Consider the following 21,073-nt stretch of genomic DNA (forward strand, 5'->3'; position numbering starts at 1 on the left):
ATGAGCCCCGTCCTCGCCGGTGTCCTCCAGATGCTCGCGCTCGTCGCGGCGCTGGCACTGGCCTACCGCCCGCTCGGCGACCACATGGCCCGGGTCTACTCCTCGACGAAGCATCTGCGGATCGAGCGGTGGATCTACCGGGCGATCGGCGCCGACCCCGCCACCGGCATGCGGTGGCCCGCCTACCTGCGCGGCGTCCTCGCCTTCTCCGCGGTGGGCGTCCTGTTCCTGTACGCCCTGCAGCGGCTCCAGGGCACGCTGCCCGGCTCGCTCGGCTTCGCCTCGATCGACCCCGACCAGGCGTTCAACACGGCGGCCTCCTTCGTCGCCAACACCAACTGGCAGTCGTACTACGGCGAACAGGCCATGGGCCACGTCGTGCAGACCGGCGGCCTCGCGGTGCAGAACTTCGTCTCGGCCGCGGTCGGCATGGCGGTCGCCGTGGCCCTCGTACGGGGCTTCGCGCGGTCGCGTACGGGGGAGCTCGGCAACTTCTGGGCGGACCTGGTGCGCGGCACCGTGCGCATCCTGCTGCCGCTCTCCGTCGTCGGCGCGCTCGTCCTGGTCGCCACCGGCGTCATCCAGAACTTCTCCGGCATCCACGAGGTCGGCCAGTTCGGCGGCGGCACCCAGCAGTGGAACGGAGGCGCGGTCGCCTCCCAGGAGGTCATCAAGGAACTCGGCACCAACGGAGGCGGCTACTTCAACGCCAACTCCTCCCACCCGTTCGAGAACCCCGACGGGCTGTCCAACCTCTTCGAGATCTTCCTGATCCTCCTCATCCCCTCCGCGATGACCAGGACGTTCGGGCGGATGGTGGGCTCCCCCGAGCAGGGGTACGCGATCCTGGCGACGATGGCCACCGTCTGGCTGGGCTTCACCGCCCTGATGATGTGGACCGAGTTCAGCCACCACGGCCCCGCGTTCGACCTCGCGGGCGGGGCCATGGAGGGCAAGGAGACCCGGTTCGGCATCGCCGGATCGTCTGTCTTCGCGGTGGCCACCACCCTGACGTCGACGGGCGCGGTCAACTCCTTCCACTCCTCGTACACAGGTCTGGGCGGCGGCATCACCATGCTGGGCATGCAGCTCGGCGAGATCGCCCCCGGCGGGGTCGGTTCCGGCCTCTACGGCATGCTGATCACGGCGATCGTCGCCGTGTTCCTCGCGGGGCTGATGGTGGGCCGTACGCCCGAGTACCTCGGCAAGAGGATCGGCACCCGCGAGATCAAGTTCACGGCCTGCTACATCCTGATCACCCCCGCCCTGGTGCTCTGCTTCACCGCCGCGGCGGTGGCCCTGCCCACCCCCGCCGACTCCATGACGAACACCGGGGCGCACGGCTTCTCCGAGATCCTCTACGCCTACACCTCCGGCGCCAACAACAACGGCTCCGCCTTCGCCGGCCTGAACGCGGACACCCAGTGGTTCAACACCACCCTCGGCATCGTGATGCTGCTGGGCCGCTTCCTGCCGATGGTGTTCGTCCTGGCGCTGGCCGGATCGCTGGCCCGGCAGAGCCCCGTACCCGTGACCGCCGGGACCCTCGGTACGCAGAAACCGATCTTCAGCGGGCTGCTGCTCGCCACCGTCGTGGTCGTCACCGGCCTGACCTACTTCCCGGCACTCGCGCTGGGGCCGCTCGCCGAAGGGCTGGCGTCATGACCGCTCTGCCGAAGTCCGCGAAGCAGGAGGCCCCGATGTCCGCCGTCACCCACGCTCCCCGTCCGCACCGGCCCGAGCCCTCCGGCCGGGGTCCCGGTGGCGGCCGTCCCGCCGGCGGCCTGTTCGACCCCGCACAGCTGGTCAGGTCCCTTCCCGAGGCGATACGCAAACTCGACCCCCGGATCATGGTCAAGTCCCCGGTGATGTTCGTGGTGCTCGTCGGCTCTGTACTCACCACCGTCCTGGCGGCCCTGGACCCGACGGACCTGTTCGGCTGGGCGGTCACCGCCTGGCTGTGGCTGACTGCGGTCTTCGCCAATCTCGCCGAGGCCGTGGCCGAGGGACGCGGCAAGGCCCAGGCCGACACCCTCCGCAAGGCGCGGACGGGCACCGTCGCGCGCCGCGTCATCGGTTTGGACGAGGAACGCGTGCCCGGCACCGAGCTGCGCGTCGGCGACCTGGTGGTCTGCGAGGCCGGTGACCTCGTGCCCGGAGACGGCGACGTCGTCGAGGGCGTGGCGAGCGTCGACGAGTCGGCGATCACCGGGGAGTCCGCCCCGGTGATCCGGGAGTCGGGCGGCGACCGCAGTGCCGTCACGGGCGGCACGCGGGTGCTCTCCGACCGGATCGTCGTCAAGATCACCACCAGGCCGGGAGACACGTTCATCGACCGGATGATCAGCCTCGTGGAGGGGGCCGCCCGGCAGAAGACGCCCAACGAGATCGCGCTCGACATCCTGCTGGCGTCCCTCACCGTCGTCTTCCTGCTCGCGGTCGTCACCCTCCAGCCGTTCGCCGTCTACGCGGGCCAGGAACAGTCGATGACCGTGCTGACCGCCCTGCTCGTCTGCCTCATCCCGACGACCATCGGCGCCCTGCTCTCCGCGATCGGGATCGCGGGCATGGACCGGCTCGTGCAGCGCAACGTGCTCGCCATGTCGGGCCGCGCCGTCGAGGCGGCGGGCGACGTCTCCACACTGCTGCTCGACAAGACGGGCACCATCACCCTGGGCAGCCGGCAGGCGGCCGGGTTCCTGCCGGTCGAGGGCGTCACGGACGCCGAGCTCGTCGAGGCCGCCCAGCTCTCGTCCCTGGCCGACGAGACGCCCGAGGGCCGCTCGATCGTGACGCTGGCCGAGGAGAGCCGCGGCCCGCGCGCACGCGACGAAGGAGAGCTGTCCGGCGCCGCGTGGGTGGCGTTCACCGCGCAGACCCGGATGTCCGGCGTCGACCTCGCCGGCCGCCGGATACGCAAGGGGGCGGCCGGATCCGTCCTGGCCTGGGTCACCGGCCGGGGCGGCCCGGTGCCCGCCGACGCCGAGGTACTGACCGGCCAGGTCGCGAAGGCGGGCGGCACCCCCCTGCTGGTGGCCGTCGAGGACGGCCGGGGCGCCCGGGTGCTCGGGGTGGTCCACCTCAAGGACGTCGTCAAACCCGGGATGCGCGAGCGGTTCGCCCAGCTGCGGCGCATGGGTATCCGCACCGTCATGATCACCGGGGACAACCCGCTGACCGCGAAGGCGATCGCCGAGGAGGCGGGCCTCGACGACTTCCTCGCCGAGGCCACGCCCGAGGACAAGATGGCCCTCATCAAACGGGAGCAGGCCGGGGGCAGGCTCGTCGCGATGACCGGGGACGGCACCAACGACGCCCCAGCCCTCGCCCAGGCGGACGTCGGCGTCGCCATGAACACCGGCACCTCGGCCGCCAAGGAGGCCGGGAACATGGTGGACCTGGACTCCGATCCGACCAAGCTCATCGAGATCGTCGCCATCGGCAAGCAGTTGCTGATCACCCGGGGTGCCCTGACGACGTTCTCCGTCGCCAACGACGTCGCGAAGTACTTCGCGATCATCCCCGCGATGTTCGCCGCCGTGTATCCGGGCCTGGACAAGCTCAACATCATGGACCTGTCCTCGCCCCGGACCGCGATCCTCTCGGCGGTGATCTTCAACGCCCTGATCATCGTCGCGCTCGTACCGCTCGCGCTGAAGGGCGTGCGCTACCGGCCGGCCGGGGCCGACCGGATGCTCCGGCGCAACCTCACCGTCTACGGGATCGGCGGACTCGTCGCCCCGTTCATCGGGATCAAGCTCATCGACCTGGCCCTCTCCCTCGTCCCCGGACTGCGCTGAAACCGGAGCGTGCAGACACTCATGAACACTTCCGCGGGCACCACCGCCCGACTGCTGGGGGCGGGACTCCGCGCCCTGCTCGTCCTGACCGCCCTGTGCGGGGTGCTCTACCCGCTCGCCGTCACCGGCATCGCCCAGGCGACCCTCCCGGGCAAGGCCAACGGCTCCGAAGTCACCGTCGACGGCGAGGTCGTCGGCTCGCACCTCATCGGCCGGCGCTACGACCTGCCGCCGAAGGACGGCCAGGAGACCCCGGAGCCCGACCTCACCTGGTTCCAGCCGCGCCCCTCGAACGGGCTGGGCACCAACAGCGTCAACACGCAGTACGCACTCGTCCTCTCCGGGGCGACCAACCGCTCCGGGGACAACGAGGAGCTGATCGACTGGGTCACCGACGCCAAGGCGGCCGTCGTCGCCGACAACTCCGTACCCGGACACCCGGTGGACCCCGCCGACGTGCCGCCCGACGCCGTCACCTCCTCCGCGTCCGGTCTCGACCCGCACATCTCACCGGAGTACGCCGCCCTCCAGGTCCGCCGTGTCGCCGAGCGCAACGATCTCCCGGTCCACCGGGTCGCCGAGCTGGTCCGGGACCACACCGAAGGCCGGATCCTGGGCTTCGTCGGTGAGCCCCGGGTCAACGTCCTCGCCCTCAACACCGCCCTGAAGGAGCTGGCGGAGAGCGCCTCGGCACACTGAGCCGCCCCGGTGCCGGGGCCCGCCCTGCCCGGCGGCTCCGGCACCGGCCCCCGCCCCCGGGCATTGCCCCGGGGGCCACCGCACGCCCATACTGACCGCGGCCGAGGAGCACGACGCGGCGGTGTACGCGGGGGAGCGGCACGCACGCCGCGTACGCACGGGGGAGAGCGATGACACAGCACACCGGCGGACAGAGCGGCACGGCCCTGGCCGAGAGCCCCGCGGACGGGCCCATGGTCCGGATCGAGGACCTGCACCGCTCGTACGGCACCGGGGCGGCGGCCGTGCACGCCCTGCGCGGGGTGTCCTTCGAGATCCCGCGCGGCGAACTCGTCGCGCTCAAGGGCCGCTCCGGATCCGGCAAGACGACCCTGCTCAACCTCGTCGGCGGCCTCGACACCCCCGACCGCGGCAGTATCACCGTCGCCGGAACCGAGCTGTCCGGCCTCGGCGAGGACGGGCTGCTGGAGCTGCGCCGGGACCGCATCGGCTTCATCTTCCAGTCGTTCGGCCTGATCCCGATCCTGACCGCCGCGGAGAACGTCGGCGTCCCCCTGCGGCTGCGCAAGGCCGACCCGCGTGAGCGCGAGGAGCGGGTGGCACTGCTCCTGTCCCTGGTCGGCCTCGGCGACCACGCCCGGCAGCGGCCCGGCGAGCTCTCCGGCGGCCAGCAGCAGCGCGTCGCCATCGCCCGCGCGCTCGCCAACCGGCCCGCCCTCCTGATCGCCGACGAACCCACCGGGCAGCTCGACGCGGAGACCGGCCTCGCGGTCATGCAACTGCTGCGCGCCGTGGTGCGCGGCGAGGGCGTCACCGCGCTCGTCGCCACCCACGACCCCCAGCTGCTCGGATTCGCCGACCGGGTCCTGGAGCTCAGCGACGGGCACATCGTGGAACACGCCTGAGCCAACCCGCCCGCGTCACGCCGCCGGACACGGCCGAGCGGGGCCCGCCCGCGTCAGAATCCCGTCAATACGGACCCCCCGGACACCGCCCCGGGCCGTGCCCCGCACCCCGCCGGGGTAGCTTCGACCAGGGACGCCGCACCGGCGGCGGCCGCCCGGAAGAAGACAATGGGGCCATGGGACGCGGCAAGCTTCGGATCTACCTGGGTGCGGCACCCGGCGTGGGCAAGACGTACGCGATGCTGTCCGAGGCCCACCGCCGGGTGGAGCGCGGCACGGACTGCGTCGTCGCGTTCGTCGAGCACCACGACCGCCCCCGCACCGAGGTGCTGCTGCACGGCCTGGAGCAGATACGCCGCCGTGACATCGAACACCGCTCGGCGGTCTTCTCCGAGATGGACGTCGACGCCGTCCTGGAACGCGCCCCCGCCGTCGCCCTCGTCGACGAACTCGCCCACACCAACGTCCCCGGGTCCCGCAACGCCAAGCGCTGGCAGGACGTCGAGGAACTCCTGCGGGCCGGCATCGACGTCATCTCCACCGTCAACATCCAGCACCTGGAGTCCCTCGGGGACGTCGTCGAGTCCATAACCGGCGTACGGCAGCAGGAGACGGTGCCCGACGAGGTGGCCCGCCGGGCCGACCAGATCGAGCTGGTCGACATGTCGCCCCAGGCACTGCGCCGGCGCATGGCCCACGGCAACGTCTACCAGTCCGACCAGGTCGACGCGGCCCTGTCCAACTACTTCCGCCCCGGCAACCTCACCGCCCTGCGGGAACTGGCCCTCCTCTGGGTCGCCGACCGGGTCGACGAATACCTCCAGCAGTACCGCGGCGAGCACGACATCAGCACCCCCTGGCAGGCCCGCGAACGCATCGTCGTCGGGCTGACCGGCGGCCCCGAGGGCCGTACGCTCATCCGCCGCGCCTCCCGGATGGCCGCCAAGGGCTCCGGCAGCGAGATCATGGCCGTCTACATCGCCCGCAGCGACGGACTGACCTCCGCCTCGCCCAAGGAGCTGGCCGGTCAGCGCACCCTCGTCGAAGACCTCGGCGGCACCTTCCACCACGTCATCGGCGACGACATCCCCTCCGCGCTCCTCGCCTTCGCCCGGGGCGTCAACGCCACCCAGGTCGTCCTCGGCTCCAGCCGCCGCAAGGCCTGGCAGTACGTCTACGGGCCCGGCGTCGGCGCCACCGTGGCCCGTGAGTCCGGCCCCGACCTCGACGTCCACATCGTCACCCACGAAGAGGTCGCCAAGGGCCGCGGACTGCCCATCGCCCGGGGCGCCCGGCTCGGCCGCACCCGGATCCTGTGGGGCTGGGCGGTCGGAGTCGGCGGGCCGGCCGTGCTGGCGCTGCTCCTGCGCGGCATGGAGAACGGCCCCGGCCTCGCCAACGACGTGCTGCTCTTCCTCTTCATGACCGTCGCCGCGGCCCTGCTCGGCGGACTGGCACCGGCGCTGGCCTCCGCCGCCGTCGGCTCGCTCCTCCTGAACTACTGGTTCACCCCGCCCACCCACACCCTGACCGTGCAGGACCCGGAGAACTTCGTCGCCATCGTGATCTTCTTCGCGGTGGCGGTCGCGGTCGCCTCGGTGGTCGACCTGGCGGCCCGCCGCACCCACCAGGCGGCCCGGCTGCGGGCCGAGTCGGAGATCCTCTCCGCCCTGGCCGGCAGCGTGCTGCGCGGTGAGACGGCGCTGGACGCCCTGCTGGACCGGGTCCGCGAGACCTTCGGCATGGAGTCCGTCGCCCTGCTGGAGCGGCAGAGCGAGGTCGAGCCCTGGACCCGCGCCGGATCCGTCGGCCCCGCACCGGTGGCCCGGCCCGACGACGCGGACGTCGACATGCCGGTCGGCGACCACATGGCGCTGGCGCTCTCCGGCCGGGTGCTGCCCGCCGAGGACCGACGGGTACTCGGAGCGTTCGCCGCGCAGGCCGCCGTCGTACTCGACCGCCAGCGCCTCGTGGACGAGGCGGAGGCGGCCCGGCGGCTCGCCGAGGGCAACCGGATCAGGACCGCGCTGCTCGCCGCCGTCAGCCACGACCTGCGCACCCCGCTCGCCGCCATCAAGGCCGCGGTCAGCTCCCTGCGCTCCGACGACGTTGCCTGGTCCGACGAGGACGAGGCGGAGTTCCTGGCCGGGATCGAGGACGGTGCCGACCGGCTGGACCACCTGGTGGGCAATCTGCTCGACATGTCCCGGTTGCAGACCGGCACCGTCACCCCGCTGATCAGGGAGATCGACCTCGACGAGGTCGTGCCCATGGCGCTGGGCGGCGTACCGGAGGGCAGCGTCGAGCTGGACATCCCGGAGACGCTGCCCATGGTCGCTGTCGACCCGGGGCTGCTGGAACGGGCCGTCGCCAACATCGTCGAGAACGCCGTCAAGTACAGCCCCGACGAGGCGCGTGTCACCGTCGCCGCCAGCGCGCTGGGCGCACGGGTCGAACTGCGGGTCGCCGACCGGGGCCGGGGCGTCCCCGACGAGGCCAAGGACCGCATCTTCGAGCCGTTCCAGCGGTACGGCGACGCACCGCGCGGCGCGGGAGTGGGCCTGGGGCTCGCCGTCGCCCGCGGTTTCGCTGAGTCCATGGGCGGCACCCTGGGGGCCGAGGACACCCCGGGGGGCGGGCTCACCATGGTCCTCACGCTCAAGGCGGTGCCCGGCCGGGTACGGGACGGCCCCGGGGCCCCGGAACCGGCCGCCCGATGAGGCCCCGGGACACGGCGTCACCCCGTACACACTCCTCCGGAAAGGCAGGACCCCGATGACCCGGGTGCTCGTGGTCGACGACGAGCCGCAGATCGTGCGCGCCCTCGTGATCAACCTCAAGGCGCGCCGCTACGAGGTGGACGCGGCGCCCGACGGGGCGACCGCCCTCCAGCTCGCCGCCGCCCGCCATCCCGACGTCGTCGTCCTGGACCTGGGGCTGCCGGACATGGACGGTGTCGAGGTGATCAGGGGCCTGCGCGGCTGGACCCGCGTACCGATCCTCGTGCTGTCCGCCCGGCACACCTCCGACGAGAAGGTCGAGGCCCTGGACGCCGGGGCCGACGACTACGTCACCAAGCCGTTCGGGATGGACGAACTGCTGGCCAGGCTGCGCGCCGCCGTACGCCGGGCCGAACCGGTCGGCCAGGACGGCGCCGACGACCTCACGGTGGTGGAGACGGAAGGGTTCACCGTGGACCTGGCGGCGAAGAAGGTGAACCGGCAGGGCCGTGACGTACGGCTGACCCCCACCGAGTGGCACCTGCTGGAGGTGCTCGTCCGCAACGGCGGCCGGCTCGTCAGCCAGAAACAGCTGCTCCAGGAGGTCTGGGGCCCCTCGTACGGCACCGAGACCAACTACCTGCGGGTCTACATGGCCCAGCTCCGCCGCAAGCTGGAGGCCGACCCGTCGCACCCCCGGCACTTCGTGACCGAACCGGGCATGGGGTACCGCTTCGAACGGGGGTGACGCGGGGCGCCCCGGAAGCCCTTCTCCGCGGCTTCCGGGGTCCTTCGTCCGGGTGACATCTCGGGAGCCCGCCGGCACCCCGGACGACCGGTACCCTTCGGGTATGAGCGCTGTTCCCCGATCCGAGAAGTCAGGCAGGGCGGAAAGGCCGTCCGGCCGCTTCCGCCGCATGCTCGACCGGCTCTCCAGCTCCCAGGAGGACCTGGAGTCCGAGGAGCTGCGCGAGGACTCGCACGCTTCGGGCTGCACGCGCATCTCCGAATGCACGGACCGCCAGATCGTCAAGGTGACTGGTACCTTGCGGACGGTCACCTTGCGCCCGCGGGCCGGAGTGCCCGCCCTGGAGGCGGAGCTCTTCGACGGCACCGCGCCGCTCGACGTGGTCTGGCTGGGACGGCGATCCATCGTCGGCATCGAGCCGGGCCGCAAGCTCATAGCCTCGGGCCGTATCGCCATGAGTCACGGGCGCCGGGTGCTGTTCAACCCCAAATACGAACTCCGACCGCTCGGCAAGGAGTAGCCGGTGACGTCTCTCGACAAGCCGACGTCCGACACGGACCAGCACCACCGCACCGACCAGCAGACCGCCGAGGCGAAGGCGGTCACCGAGGCCGCTCTCTTCGAAGCCTTCGGCGGTGTGCGCGGCATGGTGGAGACAGTCCTGCCCGGGCTGCTCTTCGTCACGATCTTCACGATCAACAAGAACCTGCACGGCTCGGCGATCGCCGCCCTGGCCGTGTCGCTCGTCCTCGTCGCCGTACGCCTGATCCGCCGGGACACCGTCAAGCACGCCTTCAGCGGCGTCTTCGGCGTGGCCTTCGGTGTGGTCTTCGCGATGATGACGGGCAACGCCAAGGACTTCTACCTCCCGGGCATGCTCTACACGCTCGGCCTGGCGCTCGCCTACCTCGTCACCACGATCGCCGGGATGCCGCTGATCGGCCTCATCCTCGGGCCGGTCTTCAAGGAGAACCTCTCCTGGCGCACCCGGAACCCGGGCCGCAAGAAGGCCTACGCCAAGGCCAGCTACGCCTGGGGGCTCATCCTCCTCGCCAAGTGCGCGATCCTCTTCCCGCTGTACTGGTGGGCCGACACCACCCAGCTCGGCTGGGTGCTGGTCTCCCTCAAGATCCCGCCGTTCCTCCTCGCGGTGTACCTGACCTGGGTCTTCCTCGCCAAGGCACCGCCGCCCATCGACGTCTTCGCCGAGATGGAGGCGGAGGAGGAGGCCGAGAAGGCCCGCAAGGCCGCCGCCCAGGCCCCCGAGCCCCGCGAGGGCTGACCGGCCCCGGCGTACGCGTACGAGAGGGCCCGGACCGTGATCCCACGGTCCGGGCCCTCTCGTGTGTACGGGCGCCGGGGCCGGTCAGCCGGAGGAGGACTCCCGGCGGACCGACAGCAGGTCCTCCAGCTGCTCCTCGCGCGCCTGGGCGGCCACGAACAGCAGCTCGTCACCGGCCTCCAGGGTCTCCTCCGGGCTCGGCGTCAGGACGCGCGTCCCGCGGATGATGGTGACCAGCGAGGTGTCCTCCGGCCAGGCCACATCGCCGACCCGGGTGCCGGCCAGCGCCGACTCCGGGGGCAGCGTGAGCTCCACCAGGTTGGCGTCGCCGTGGCTGAAGCGCAGCAGCCGGACCAGATCGCCGACGCTCACCGCCTCCTCCACCAGGGCGGACATCAGCCGCGGTGTGGAGACCGCGACATCGACCCCCCAGGACTCGTTGAACAGCCACTCGTTCTTCGGGTTGTTGACCCGGGCCACGACCCGTGGAACGCCGTACTCGGTCTTGGCGAGCAGCGAGACCACCAGGTTGACCTTGTCGTCGCCGGTCGCGGCGATCACGACGTTGCACCGCTGGAGCGCCGCCTCGTCGAGTGAGGTGATCTCACAGGCGTCCGCGAGCAGCCACTCGGCCATCGGCACCCGCTCCACCGAGATGGCGGTGGGCGCCTTGTCGATGAGCAGCACCTCGTGGCCGTTCTCCAGGAGCTCGGCCGCGATGGAACGACCCACCGCACCCGCCCCGGCAATCGACACGCGCATCAGTGACCGCCCTCCTCAGGACCTTCGGCAAAGGCCTCCTCGACCTTCACGATCTCGTCCGTACGCATCATCACGTGGACCAGATCGCCCTCCTGCAGCACCGTCTGCGACGTCGGCAGTATGGCCTCGCCCAGCCGCGTCAGGAACGCGACGCGGACGCCGGTCTCCTCCTGCAGCGTGCTGATCTTGTGGCCGATCCAGGACGGCGTGGTGTGCACCTCCGCGAGCTGCACACCCCCGCTCGGGTCGCGCCACAGCGGCTCGGCGCCCGACGGCAGCAGACGGCGCAGCATCTGGTCCGCCGTCCAGCGGACCGTGGCGACGGTGGGGATGCCGAGACGCTGGTAGACCTCGGCACGGCGGGGGTCGTAGATGCGGGCCGCGACGTTCTCGATGCCGAACATCTCGCGGGCCACCCGGGCCGCGATGATGTTGGAGTTGTCGCCGCTGCTGACCGCGGCGAACGCCCCGGCCTCCTCGATCCCCGCCTCGCGCAGGGTGTCCTGGTCGAAACCGACACCGCTGACCCGCCGGCCGCCGAACCCGGAACCGAGGCGGCGGAACGCCGTGGGGTCCTGGTCGATCACGGCGACCGTGTGCCCCTGCTCCTCGAGGGTCTGTGCGAGAGCGGCTCCGACGCGCCCGCAGCCCATGATGACGATGTGCACCTCGCGCCTACCTCGCCGTCCTGGTCGTCCGGATGACCTGCGAAAACACCCTGCTCACACTTCTTTCTCAGCTTGCGGGGCAAAACAACGGGGCAACCGCCTTCGGGGCTGCCGGGCACGAGCTTATGCGGCCGCGCTTCCGCTGCCTCATCCGCGTAGCCGTACGCCGTGTCCGAGGCCCGCGCCTACGTCTGCCCCCAGGCCGTACGCGGTGCGGCGGTGGTGGGCCCCGTCACACCACGGGCGGGGCCTCGCGAGGCCCCGTACCCGGCGTCCCCGCAAAAATTCCGTTAAGGATTCCATGGACTTTTGCTGCAACGACGGGTAATTATGAAGGTTTTCCGGGCTTTCAGGGGGTGGTGGCCCATTCGCCCCTCCCCGCAGCGCTTACGATCCTCAGCGTGTCCAAACTGACCGACGTGCCGAAACGGATCCTGATCGGCCAGGCGCTGCGCAGCGACAAGCTCGGGGAGACGCTCCTCCCCAAGCGCATCGCCCTCCCCGTGTTCGCGTCCGACCCGCTCTCCTCGGTGGCGTACGCACCAGGAGAAGTCCTCCTCGTGCTGTCCATCGCGGGTGTGTCGGCGTACCACTTCAGCCCGTGGATCGCCGTGGCCGTCGTGGTGCTCATGTTCACCGTCGTCGCCTCCTACCGGCAGAACGTGCGCGCGTACCCGAGCGGAGGCGGCGACTACGAGGTCGCCACCACCAACCTCGGTCCGAAGGCCGGTCTGACCGTCGCCAGCGCCCTCCTCGTCGACTACGTCCTCACGGTCGCCGTGTCGATCTCCTCCGGGGTGGAGAACCTCGGCTCCGCCATCCCGTTCGTCGTCGAGCACAAGCTGCTCTGCGCCGTCGGCGCCATCGTGCTGCTGACGCTGATGAACCTGCGCGGGGTCAAGGAGTCCGGGAAGCTCTTCGCCATCCCGACCTACCTGTTCGTGGCGGGCGTCTTCGTCATGATCCTGTGGGGGGCGTTCCGGGGCCTGGTCCTCGGGGACACCATGCACGCGCCGACCTCGGACTACGAGGTCAGGCCGGAGCACCAGGGACTGGCCGGTTTCGCGCTCGTCTTCCTGCTGCTGCGGGCGTTCTCCTCCGGCTGCGCCGCGCTCACCGGCGTCGAGGCGATCAGCAACGGCGTCCCCGCCTTCCGCAAGCCGAAGAGCAAGAACGCCGCGACCACCCTCGCGGCGATGGGCCTGCTGGCCGTCACCATGTTCTGCGGCATCATCGCCCTCGCCATGGCCACCGACGTGAAGATGGCGGAGAACCCGGCGAAGGACCTCGTCCGCGACGGCACCCCGGTCGGCGCGGGCTTCGTCCAGGACCCGGTGATCTCCCAGGTCGCCGCGGCGGTCTTCGGGGACGGCACCTTCTTCTTCGTCGTACTGGCCGCGGCGACCGCCCTCGTGCTCTTCCTGGCCGCCAACACCGCATACAACGGCTTCCCACTGCTGGGCTCGATCCTGGCCCAGGACCGCTACCTGCCGCGCCAGCTGCACACCCGCGGCGACCGGCTGGCCTTCTCCAACGGCATCGTGCTGCTGGCCGGAGCCGCCATCCTGCTCGTGTGGATCTACGGGGCGGACTCGACCCGCCTCATCCAGCTCTACATCGTCGGCGTCTTCGTCGCCTTCACGCTCAGCCAGACCGGCATGGTGCGGCACTGGAACCGCCACCTGCGGACCGAGCGCGACCAGGCCAAGCGCCGCCACATGGTCCGCTCCCGGGCGATCAACGCCTTCGGCGCCTTCTTCACGGGCCTGGTCCTGGTCGTCGTCCTGGCCACCAAGTTCAGCCACGGCGCCTGGGTCGCGCTGCTCGGCATGGTGATCTTCTTCGGCACGATGACCGCCATCCGCAAGCACTACGACCGCGTCGCCGAGGAGATCGCCGCCTCCGACGAGCCGTCCGACGAGAACATCCGGCCCTCCAGGGTCCACTCGATCGTCCTGGTCTCCAAGCTCCACCGGCCCACGCTGCGCGCCCTCGCCTACGCCAAGCTGGTCCGCTCCGACCAGCTGGAGGCGCTCTCCATCAACGTCGACCCGGACGAGACGAAGGCGCTGCGCGAGGACTGGGAGCGGCGCGGGCTCGACATCCCGCTGAAGATCCTCGACTCGCCCTACCGCGAGGTGACCCGGCCCGTCATCGACTACGTGAAGACGCTGCGCAAGGACCGGCCGCGCGACGTCATCAGCGTCTACATCCCCGAGTACGTCGTCGGACACTGGTACGAACACCTGCTGCACAACCAGAGCGCCCTGCGCCTGAAGGGACGACTGCTGTTCACCCCCGGGGTCATGGTGACCTCCGTGCCCTACCAGCTGGAGTCCTCGGAGGCGGCGAAGGTCCGGGCCAGGAGGCGGGCGAACTGGACGGCGCCGGGATCGGTGCGGCGGGGACCGGTGGAGCGGCGGCACAAGGAACCGCGGGACGCGCGCCCGAAAGAGCCGCACGGCAAGGGCTGACACCGTGGGGGCCGGCAGGGGCATCGAGAGGGCAGGCGGGGGCACCGCGAGGGCTGACCGGGAGCACCGCGAAGGCTGACGTGAGGGCCCTCGCCGTGGTAAAAGGCCGGCCGCCGCCCACGTAGACTGGTGGGCTGTCGTCCGGCCGTTTGCCTTTGCCGTACCCCTTGGCAGTACTTCTTCTCCCGATCTCTGGAGCCACCCCCTCATGCAGAACGAATCCACCCCGTCGCCGGCCGGGGAATCGCTGGTCGGCCGGGAGTACGAGGTCGAGGTCGGCCCCGTCGCCCACGGAGGCCACTGCATCGCGCGTACGGCGGAGGGCCAGGTCCTCTTCGTGCGCCACACGCTGCCCGGTGAGAAGGTCGTCGCCAGGGTCACCGAGGGAGAGAGCGACTCGCGCTTCCTGCGCGCCGACGCCGTCACCGTCCTCGACGCGTCCAAGGACCGGGTCGCGGCCCCGTGCCCGTACGCCGGCCCCGGCAAGTGCGGCGGCTGCGACTGGCAGCACGCCAAGCCGGGAGCCCAGCGCCGGCTCAAGGGCGAGGTGATCGCCGAACAGCTCCAGCGCCTCGCGGGCCTCACCCCGGAGGAGGCCGGCTGGGACGGCACGGTCATGCCGGCCGAGGGCGACAAGCTCCCGCCGGGCGAGGTCCCGGCGTGGCGCACCCGCGTCCAGTACGCGATCGACGCGGACGGCCGGGTCGGGCTGCGCAAGCACCGCTCGCACGACATCGAGATCATCGACGAGTGCCTGATCGCCGCCCCCGGCGTCTCGGAGCTGGGCGTCGAGAAGCAGGACTGGCCGCAGATGGCGACGGTGGAGGCCATCTCCGCCACCGGCTCCCACGACCGCCAGGTCATCCTCACCCCGCGTGAGGGTGGCCGACTCCCGCTGGTCGAGCTGGACAAGCCGGTCTCCGTGCTCCGCGTCGACGAGAAGGACGGCGGCGTCCACCGCGTCCACGGCCGGGCCTTCGTCCGCGAGCGCGCCGACGACCGCACCTACCGCGTCGGCTCCGGCGGCTTCTGGCAGGTCCACCCGCAGGCGGCCGACACCCTGGTCCGCGCGGTCATGCAGGGCCTGCTGCCGCGCAAGAACGACATGGCGCTCGACCTCTACTGCGGCGTCGGGCTGTTCGCCGGCGCCATCGGCCAGCGGATCGGCGAGAAGGGCGCGGTGCTGGGCATCGAGTCCGGCAAGCGCGCGGTCGAGGACGCCCGGCACAACCTCAAGGACCTGGACCGGGTCCGCATCGAGCACGGCAAGGTCGACCAGGTTCTGCCGCGTACGGGCATCACGGAGTGCGACCTCATCGTCCTGGACCCGCCGCGCGCGGGCGCCGGCAAGGCGACCGTCAAGCACCTCTCGGGGCTGGGAGCCCGCCGCATCGCGTACGTGGCCTGCGACCCGGCGGCGCTGGCGCGGGACCTGGCGTACTTCCGGGACGGGGGATACAAGGTGCGGACGCTGCGGGCGTTCGACCTGTTCCCGATGACGCATCATGTGGAGTGCGTGGCGATTCTGGAGCCTGCTGAAAAGGGGCGCTGACCTGCAGTGTTCCCGGGGTTCTCAGGCACGGCGGGATGCGCTCGACATGTTTCCCACCGGACACGACGTGGAGCGCGCGGCCGTCCAGGCACACTGCTCTGACCTGCGGTTTCACCCAAGAGTGCAGGGGCAAGCGGTCTGCGGCGGCCTTCGTTGGGAAGGGTGCACGACGGGCTCGACGCTCATCTGACGCTCGTTCTCATGGTGCGTCAGGTGAGCCTCGAACCCACGGCGCAGTACGGGTCGTCGCGTCATCATGGCGGAGAGGTTTCTTGGCCGCCGCGAGCCATCCGGCCGCCCGGGTGGCCAGGTCGGTGTAGCCGTCCTGGCCCCGGACGGTGCGGTCAGGGCGCTGAGACACATCCGCCTTCGGACTGCGGATCGCCTGCGTCTCGTCCGGGTTGCGCTGTTGAGGCCCTGGCGATGTTCTCAAAGGGCTGCGGTCACCGGCTGGTCGGACCTTCAGGTGGGGTCTCGCGAGGGCTCGGCCCTGAGGTGCTGTCCACGTTCATGCCGTCCTGTGGCTGTGGAGCGCCCGTCCCCCGACAGTCCAGCCAAATCAGGCACCAGACAGTGTCGCCGCCAGCGACTGGAACCAGGCGCCGTGGGAGAACGGCTCCGGCGGGCCCACCTCCATGCCGAGTTCGGCGGCAGCCAGGGCGTAATCCCCCTCGTCCAGGGGGAGGGCGAGCAACTCGTGCAGTTCACCCACGAGGCGGGCGACCAACTGCGGGTTCGTGGTGTCGGCGTAGTCGGCGACCGCGGCGTCGTGGCCGAGGAACTCGTCGACGATATCCTGCGAGAACCAACCCCCCAGCAGTTGCGCGGTCTCCGGAAAACGCGCGTGTCACTCCCAGTGCGTCTGCGGGCGCGATGGCTCCGGAACGTCCCCCTCCTCGATGCTCCTCTTCAGGTGGTCGGCCAGCACCATCAGCCAGTCACCGATGTCCGACTGGGGCTTTCCGGTGTCCGGGATGGAGTAGAACTCGCCCAGCTTCTGCCGGATGCGGCCCGGAGGATTACGGCTGTACGCGCGCAGCTGTCGCTCCGCCTCCGCGACGGCCGCAGGGCGGGTATGCCAGGTGTGACGGAGATACGCGTCCAGGGCGCGACTGCGCCGCTCCGGGGTGTCGTCCGCCGGCTGACCCAGATACGCGCGCATCACCTGGTCCAGCTCGCCGTACCGCCGGTCCCTCGGCAACCTCTTCGCCTTCTTCGCCCTGCCCGAACGCCGGCTCAAGGGCGGCACCCGGCCCTTCCCGGACACGCTCCGCAAAGGCATCGAGTTCCGGGACGTGCGCTTCGTCTACCCCGGCACCGGCCGTGTCGTCCTCGACGGCGTCAGCTTCACCCTGCCGGCCGGCGAGTGCGTCGCCCTCGTCGGGCAGAACGGCGCCGGCAAGACCACCCTCGTCAAGCTCCTCACGCGCCTCTACGAACCGACGAGCGGGCAGATCCTCGTCGACGACGTGGCCATCGAGGAGTACGACCTCGACGATCTGCAACGCCACATGGGCGTCATCTTCCAGGACTTCATCCGCTACGAGCTGCCCGTCCGCGACAACATCGGCTTCGGCCGCGTCGAGGCCCGCGAGGACACCGCACGCATCGCGGAGGCGGCCCGCGCGGGCGGCGCTTCGGCGATCGTGGACGAGCTCCCGCAGGGCCACGACACCGTCCTCGGCCGCCACTTCGAGGACGGGCACCAGCTCTCCGGCGGACAGTGGCAGAAGATCGCCCTCAGCCGCGCCTTCATGAGGCGCGCCCCCGTCGTCGTCCTCGACGAGCCGACCGCGGCGATCGACGCCGAGGCCGAAGCCGAGATCTTCTCCCGGCTCCGGGACGTCGCCCGCGGCGCCACCTCCCTCGTCATCGCCCACCGCTTCTCCACGGTCCGGATGGCCGACCGGATCGTGGTCCTGGAGAACGGGAGGGTCATCGAGGACGGCGTCCACCAGGACCTGCTGCGAGCCGACGGCGTCTACGCCCGTCTCTTCCGAATCCAGGCTTCGGGCTATCTGACCGAAGCCGCGTCCTCCTGAGGCCGAACGATGCGCGTATCCGTCCTGTACCCCCTCATGCCGACGGACCCCGAGTCCCTCGTCCCGTTCGCCGCACTCGTCCGCGACGGTGGGGCCGCCCGCCTCTGGCAGGGCCAGTCGCTGAGCGCGGACACCCAGCAGGTCTTCGCCTATCTGGCCGGGCGGGGATACCGCGTCCCGGTCGGCACCAGCGTCGTCCTGATGCCGCTGCGGCACCCCATGGAGGCCGCGATCCAGTCCCGCTCCCTCGCGCTGCTCACCGGGCACCCCACCGTTCTCGGGCTCGGCCCCGCGACCCCGGACTTCGTCGCGGGACTGCACGGCAAGCCGTACGACAGCCCGCGCGACGCCTGCCTCGCCTACCTCCGGGAGGTGCGGCGGCTGCTCGGCCCCGAGGACGACGACGGCGCCATCCGGCTCCCCTCACTGGCGCACCCCGGCGTCAAGACCGGACTCGGCGTGCTGCGTCCCGCGCTCGCACGCGCCGCCAGGCAGGTCGCGGACGCCGCGATCAGCTGGAGACCCCGCACGGCTACGTCCAGGACACCCTGCTGCCCGCCATGGCCAAGGGCGCCGCCGAGGCGGGCCGCCCCGTGCCGCGGGTCGTCACCGTTGTGCACGCCGCCGTCGATCGCCCGCACCGCAACCCGTACCGTCTCGCCTACACGGCCGCACGCGCCCACCTCGCCGGACGCCACTACACCGACATGCTCCGCCGCGCCGGGCTGCGCGTGCACCACAGCCGCCCGAACCTCGGCGCCCGCGCCCGCGCCCTCGTCGACGCCGGCGTCTTCCTGCACGGCACCCCCCGCGAGATCGCCGCCGGACTGGCCGAATACGGACGCGCGGGCGTGGACGAAGTTGTCGTCAACGTCGCGGGCGTGTATTCCGACCATGGCCGAGAGGACGCCGTACGAGACCTCAGGGAGATCCTGACGGCGTGCCGTGAGGCCGAGAGCTGATACACGATCGCGTGCGGCGACACGGGCGGGCCGCAGGGGCCACGCCACGCCGCACGCAGGGAGGAGGGGCACCCCGGTGCCCGACGAGATCGCCCGCTGGCTGACCGAGCACGCCCGCCCCCTGGACACGCTGACCCCAGGTGCGCCCACCGACGACCTGAAGCCGCTGGGGGAGACGCTGCGCGGCGCCCGGATCGTCGGCCTCGGCGAATCCACCCACGGCACAGCCGAGTTCTTCCGGCTCAAGCACCGGATCATGGAGTTCCTGGTCCGCGAGGAAGGATTCACCACCCTCGCCATGGAGGCCAGCGAGTCCGCCGCCCGCGCTCTGGACGCCTACGTCCGGCACGGCGTCGGAGACCCGGCGCGGCTCGTCGCCCGGCTCGGCTTCTGGACCTGGCGCACGCGGGAGATGGTCGACCTCGTCGAGTGGCTCCACGCGCACAACCGGGACCTGGCCGAGGAGCGCCGGGTCCGCTTCGTCGGCATCGACCCGCAGCGCGGTGCCGACTCGGTCGAGGTCGTGACGTCCTTCCTGCGCGCGCACGCGCCCGGACGCGAGGAGGACGCCCGCGCCCTGGAGGTCCTGATCCACGCCCGCCCCGGCTCGCGCCCCGACCCCGAACAGGAGCTCCGGCAGCGCGCCGAGGACGTCGCCCGCCACCTCGCCGACCACGCCGACGCCGACGACGAGCTCGTGGAGCACGCGCGGATCCTTGTCCGCGCCGCCGATCTCGTGACCCGCTCGCTTGACCAGTCCGGCCGGGAGGAGAGCGCCTTCGCCGTGCGCGACCGCGCCATGGCCGATGCCGTCGCCCGCCTCGTGGACGCCGATCCGGCGGCCCGGGTCATGGTCTGGGCGCACAACGGTCACCTCGCGAAGGGCACGTACGGGGACCGGGTCACCGCGCTCGGCAGCAGGCTCCGTGAGCGTTACGGTGACCGCTACTACGCCCTGGCCCTGCTCTTCGGCAAGGGCTCCTTCCTCGCCCGCAGGGGCGACCACCTGCAGGCCCCTCCTGTACGGCACCGCATCGGCACCGGAACCCGGTCCATCGAGGCACGGCTCGCCGACGCCCTCAAGGGCGACTACTACATCGACCTGCGCTGCACCGCCCCCTGGCTGCACGCGCCGCAGGCACAGCGCAGCTTCGGCGCCAACGTGCCGCGGTTCTCCTACCGCTTCCACACCGCGCCGCTCGTACCGGCGAAGGACTACGACGGCATCGCTTTCGTCGCCCGCTCGACCTGCTCCCACCCGCTGCCGCAGGCTGAGAAATGAGGGCAGACCTGCTCACGGCCACATCTCCAGCAAGGCGTTCAGCGTCAGCTTCCACATCGGCTCGGCCCCCGTCCCGAAGGCGGCGGCGAGCGCGTACCCCACGGCGGCGTCGTGGGGCTCCGCGTGCTCGCCGCTGTTCGGCTCCTCCCACTCGGCGCTGACCGACCCGTCCCCGGTCGACGTGAAGACGCCAAGGAGACGGCCGTCGCGCAGCAGACGGCTGGTGCCCAGAGAGTCCGGCACCAGCAGATACCCGTGTGCCCGCGCCGAGGATTCGACCTCCACCCGGTAGGAACGCCGGGTCAGGAAGCCCTTCGCAGGGCGCAGGGCCTCGTCCGCGCCGTCCACGCTCAGGGTAAGCCGCCGCTGTTCGCGCGTACCGATCGGCACATGGCTTTCCGGCGGGGTACCGGCGCTCCGCCGGATCTCGGTGCGCGGCAACCCATCGCCGCTCACCGTCAGTGTCCCGCCCTCGTGGTCGAGCGCGATGTGGACCACTCCGAAGAGCCGATCGGCGGCGGGCTCGTACGTGAATGCCTCCATCGGCACGCTTTCCTCTCCTCGTTGTCCGTGTTGATCATCGTCCGGGAGTCTCCGCGAGGGCTGCGAGGACGGAATCCTTTTCGGCCACGGAGTCGGATGTGCCGGGGAGAGCGTTGGGCGACCTGATCCAGGGAATGCCCGCGTCAAGTATCCAAAACGGGCACCGCGACTCAGCCGGTACACCGAGCTGCTTCCAAGTCCACCGCGCTCTCCCCGGTCATCCACACACGGTGCCCAGCGGTCACCGCGTCCCACTGCTCGACAAGAGGGCCCCACGCTGAACAGGCCGACGTTCGCCGCGTGGAGCGCCGCTGATCCCTCCCCACGAGGGGCCACATGCGAGTACGTCGTGGCAGAGGGCGAAACGGTCCTTTGTGACGCTCGTCTGACGCTCTCGACGTCAGCAAGCAGGCTGGTGAGCCGAGAAGCTAGCTCTGACCTGCCGTTCTTCGGAATCCGGCCTATCCGACATCTTTTCGATGACGCATCACGTGGAGTGCGTGGCGATCCTGGAGCCGGCGGCGAAGGGCGTATGACCTGAGGTTTTGTGGTGCAGGTGGGTTGCTCGACCTGTTTCCCTCCGCGCGGCGGGTGGAGGGGACGGATCGCCCCAGTGCCCCTGACCTGCGCATTC

The 21,073-nt window shown here is 71.1% G+C and carries 16 protein-coding genes and 2 pseudogenes; 14 read left to right on the forward strand and 4 right to left on the reverse strand.

Translation table 11 applies throughout. The features are described 5' to 3' along the window. From kdpA to SACTE_RS25050, 8 genes are all read left to right on the forward strand, one after another. Positions 1 to 1,665 (forward strand): potassium-transporting ATPase subunit KdpA, encoded by a 1,665-nt coding sequence (gene kdpA / locus SACTE_RS25015; RefSeq protein ID WP_014048804.1) that lies wholly within the window; start codon positions 1 to 3, stop codon positions 1,663 to 1,665. After that, entirely contained in the window at positions 1,662 to 3,800 is a 2,139-nt protein-coding gene (kdpB, locus tag SACTE_RS25020; RefSeq protein ID WP_014048805.1) for a potassium-transporting ATPase subunit KdpB, read from the forward strand. Before kdpA ends, kdpB begins: the two co-directional genes overlap by 4 nt. Positions 3,801 to 3,821: 21 nt before the next feature. After that, entirely contained in the window at positions 3,822 to 4,499 is a 678-nt protein-coding gene (locus SACTE_RS25025) for a potassium-transporting ATPase subunit C (RefSeq protein ID WP_014048806.1), read from the forward strand. Between the two features lie 170 nt (positions 4,500 to 4,669). After that, complete coding sequence (locus SACTE_RS25030) at positions 4,670 to 5,404, forward strand: ABC transporter ATP-binding protein (protein ID WP_014048807.1); 735 nt, start codon at positions 4,670 to 4,672, stop codon at positions 5,402 to 5,404. 176 nt (positions 5,405 to 5,580) lie between these two features. Further along, complete coding sequence (locus tag SACTE_RS25035) at positions 5,581 to 8,124, forward strand: sensor histidine kinase KdpD (RefSeq protein ID WP_014048808.1); 2,544 nt, start codon at positions 5,581 to 5,583, stop codon at positions 8,122 to 8,124. Between the two features lie 55 nt (positions 8,125 to 8,179). Then, on the forward strand, positions 8,180 to 8,872 hold the full coding sequence (locus SACTE_RS25040) for a response regulator (protein WP_014048809.1): 693 nt from the start codon (positions 8,180 to 8,182) through the stop codon (positions 8,870 to 8,872). A gap of 103 nt (positions 8,873 to 8,975) precedes the next feature. Next, the gene (locus tag SACTE_RS25045) at positions 8,976 to 9,392 is read left to right on the forward strand and encodes an OB-fold nucleic acid binding domain-containing protein (protein ID WP_078492659.1); all 417 of its coding nucleotides are present in this window, start codon (positions 8,976 to 8,978) and stop codon (positions 9,390 to 9,392) included. Between the two features lie 3 nt (positions 9,393 to 9,395). Beyond that, positions 9,396 to 10,154: a DUF3159 domain-containing protein gene (locus SACTE_RS25050; protein WP_014048811.1), complete on the forward strand. Its 759-nt coding sequence runs from the start codon at positions 9,396 to 9,398 to the stop codon at positions 10,152 to 10,154. 84 nt (positions 10,155 to 10,238) lie between these two features. Here SACTE_RS25050 and SACTE_RS25055 read toward each other — a convergent pair whose 3' ends face one another. After that, on the reverse strand, positions 10,239 to 10,916 hold the full coding sequence (locus SACTE_RS25055; RefSeq protein WP_014048812.1) for a TrkA family potassium uptake protein: 678 nt from the start codon (positions 10,914 to 10,916) through the stop codon (positions 10,239 to 10,241). After that, a complete protein-coding gene (locus tag SACTE_RS25060; protein WP_014048813.1) occupies positions 10,916 to 11,584 on the reverse strand; it encodes a TrkA family potassium uptake protein in 669 nt (222 codons plus the stop codon). Before SACTE_RS25060 ends, SACTE_RS25055 begins: the two co-directional genes overlap by 1 nt. Positions 11,585 to 11,985: 401 nt before the next feature. Here SACTE_RS25060 and SACTE_RS25065 point away from each other — a divergent pair, with 401 nt between their 5' ends. Both SACTE_RS25065 and SACTE_RS25070 read left to right on the forward strand, forming a co-directional pair. Continuing rightward, positions 11,986 to 14,058, forward strand: a complete 2,073-nt coding sequence (locus tag SACTE_RS25065) for an APC family permease (RefSeq protein ID WP_019993305.1) — start codon at positions 11,986 to 11,988, stop codon at positions 14,056 to 14,058. Between the two features lie 208 nt (positions 14,059 to 14,266). After that, positions 14,267 to 15,610, forward strand: coding sequence for a TRAM domain-containing protein (locus SACTE_RS25070; protein ID WP_014048815.1), 1,344 nt, complete (start codon positions 14,267 to 14,269; stop codon positions 15,608 to 15,610). A gap of 559 nt (positions 15,611 to 16,169) precedes the next feature. Here SACTE_RS25070 and SACTE_RS25075 read toward each other — a convergent pair. Further along, a pseudogene (locus SACTE_RS25075) lies at positions 16,170 to 16,772 on the reverse strand (contact-dependent growth inhibition system immunity protein). Between the two features lie 133 nt (positions 16,773 to 16,905). Here SACTE_RS25075 and SACTE_RS25080 point away from each other — a divergent pair. The 4 genes and pseudogenes from SACTE_RS25080 to SACTE_RS25090 all read left to right on the forward strand — a co-directional run bounded on the left by SACTE_RS25080 (position 16,906) and on the right by SACTE_RS25090 (position 19,896). Continuing rightward, entirely contained in the window at positions 16,906 to 17,652 is a 747-nt protein-coding gene (locus SACTE_RS25080; RefSeq protein WP_019993308.1) for an ATP-binding cassette domain-containing protein, read from the forward strand. Between the two features lie 36 nt (positions 17,653 to 17,688). Then, positions 17,689 to 18,114, forward strand: a pseudogene (locus SACTE_RS35180) (LLM class flavin-dependent oxidoreductase); the annotation flags it as partial. A 98-nt stretch (positions 18,115 to 18,212) separates the two neighbouring features. Then, positions 18,213 to 18,614, forward strand: a complete 402-nt coding sequence (locus tag SACTE_RS35185; protein ID WP_019993309.1) for a hypothetical protein — start codon at positions 18,213 to 18,215, stop codon at positions 18,612 to 18,614. 76 nt (positions 18,615 to 18,690) lie between these two features. Beyond that, entirely contained in the window at positions 18,691 to 19,896 is a 1,206-nt protein-coding gene (locus SACTE_RS25090; protein ID WP_014048816.1) for an erythromycin esterase family protein, read from the forward strand. A 12-nt stretch (positions 19,897 to 19,908) separates the two neighbouring features. Here the strand turns inward: SACTE_RS25090 and SACTE_RS25095 are convergent, their stop codons facing one another. Next, positions 19,909 to 20,439, reverse strand: coding sequence for a hypothetical protein (locus SACTE_RS25095; RefSeq protein WP_014048817.1), 531 nt, complete (start codon positions 20,437 to 20,439; stop codon positions 19,909 to 19,911). Positions 20,440 to 21,073: the final 634 nt, after the last annotated feature.

The sequence above is a fragment of the Streptomyces sp. SirexAA-E genome (genome assembly GCF_000177195.2).
Classification (GTDB): Bacteria; Actinomycetota; Actinomycetes; order Streptomycetales; family Streptomycetaceae; genus Streptomyces; species Streptomyces flavovirens.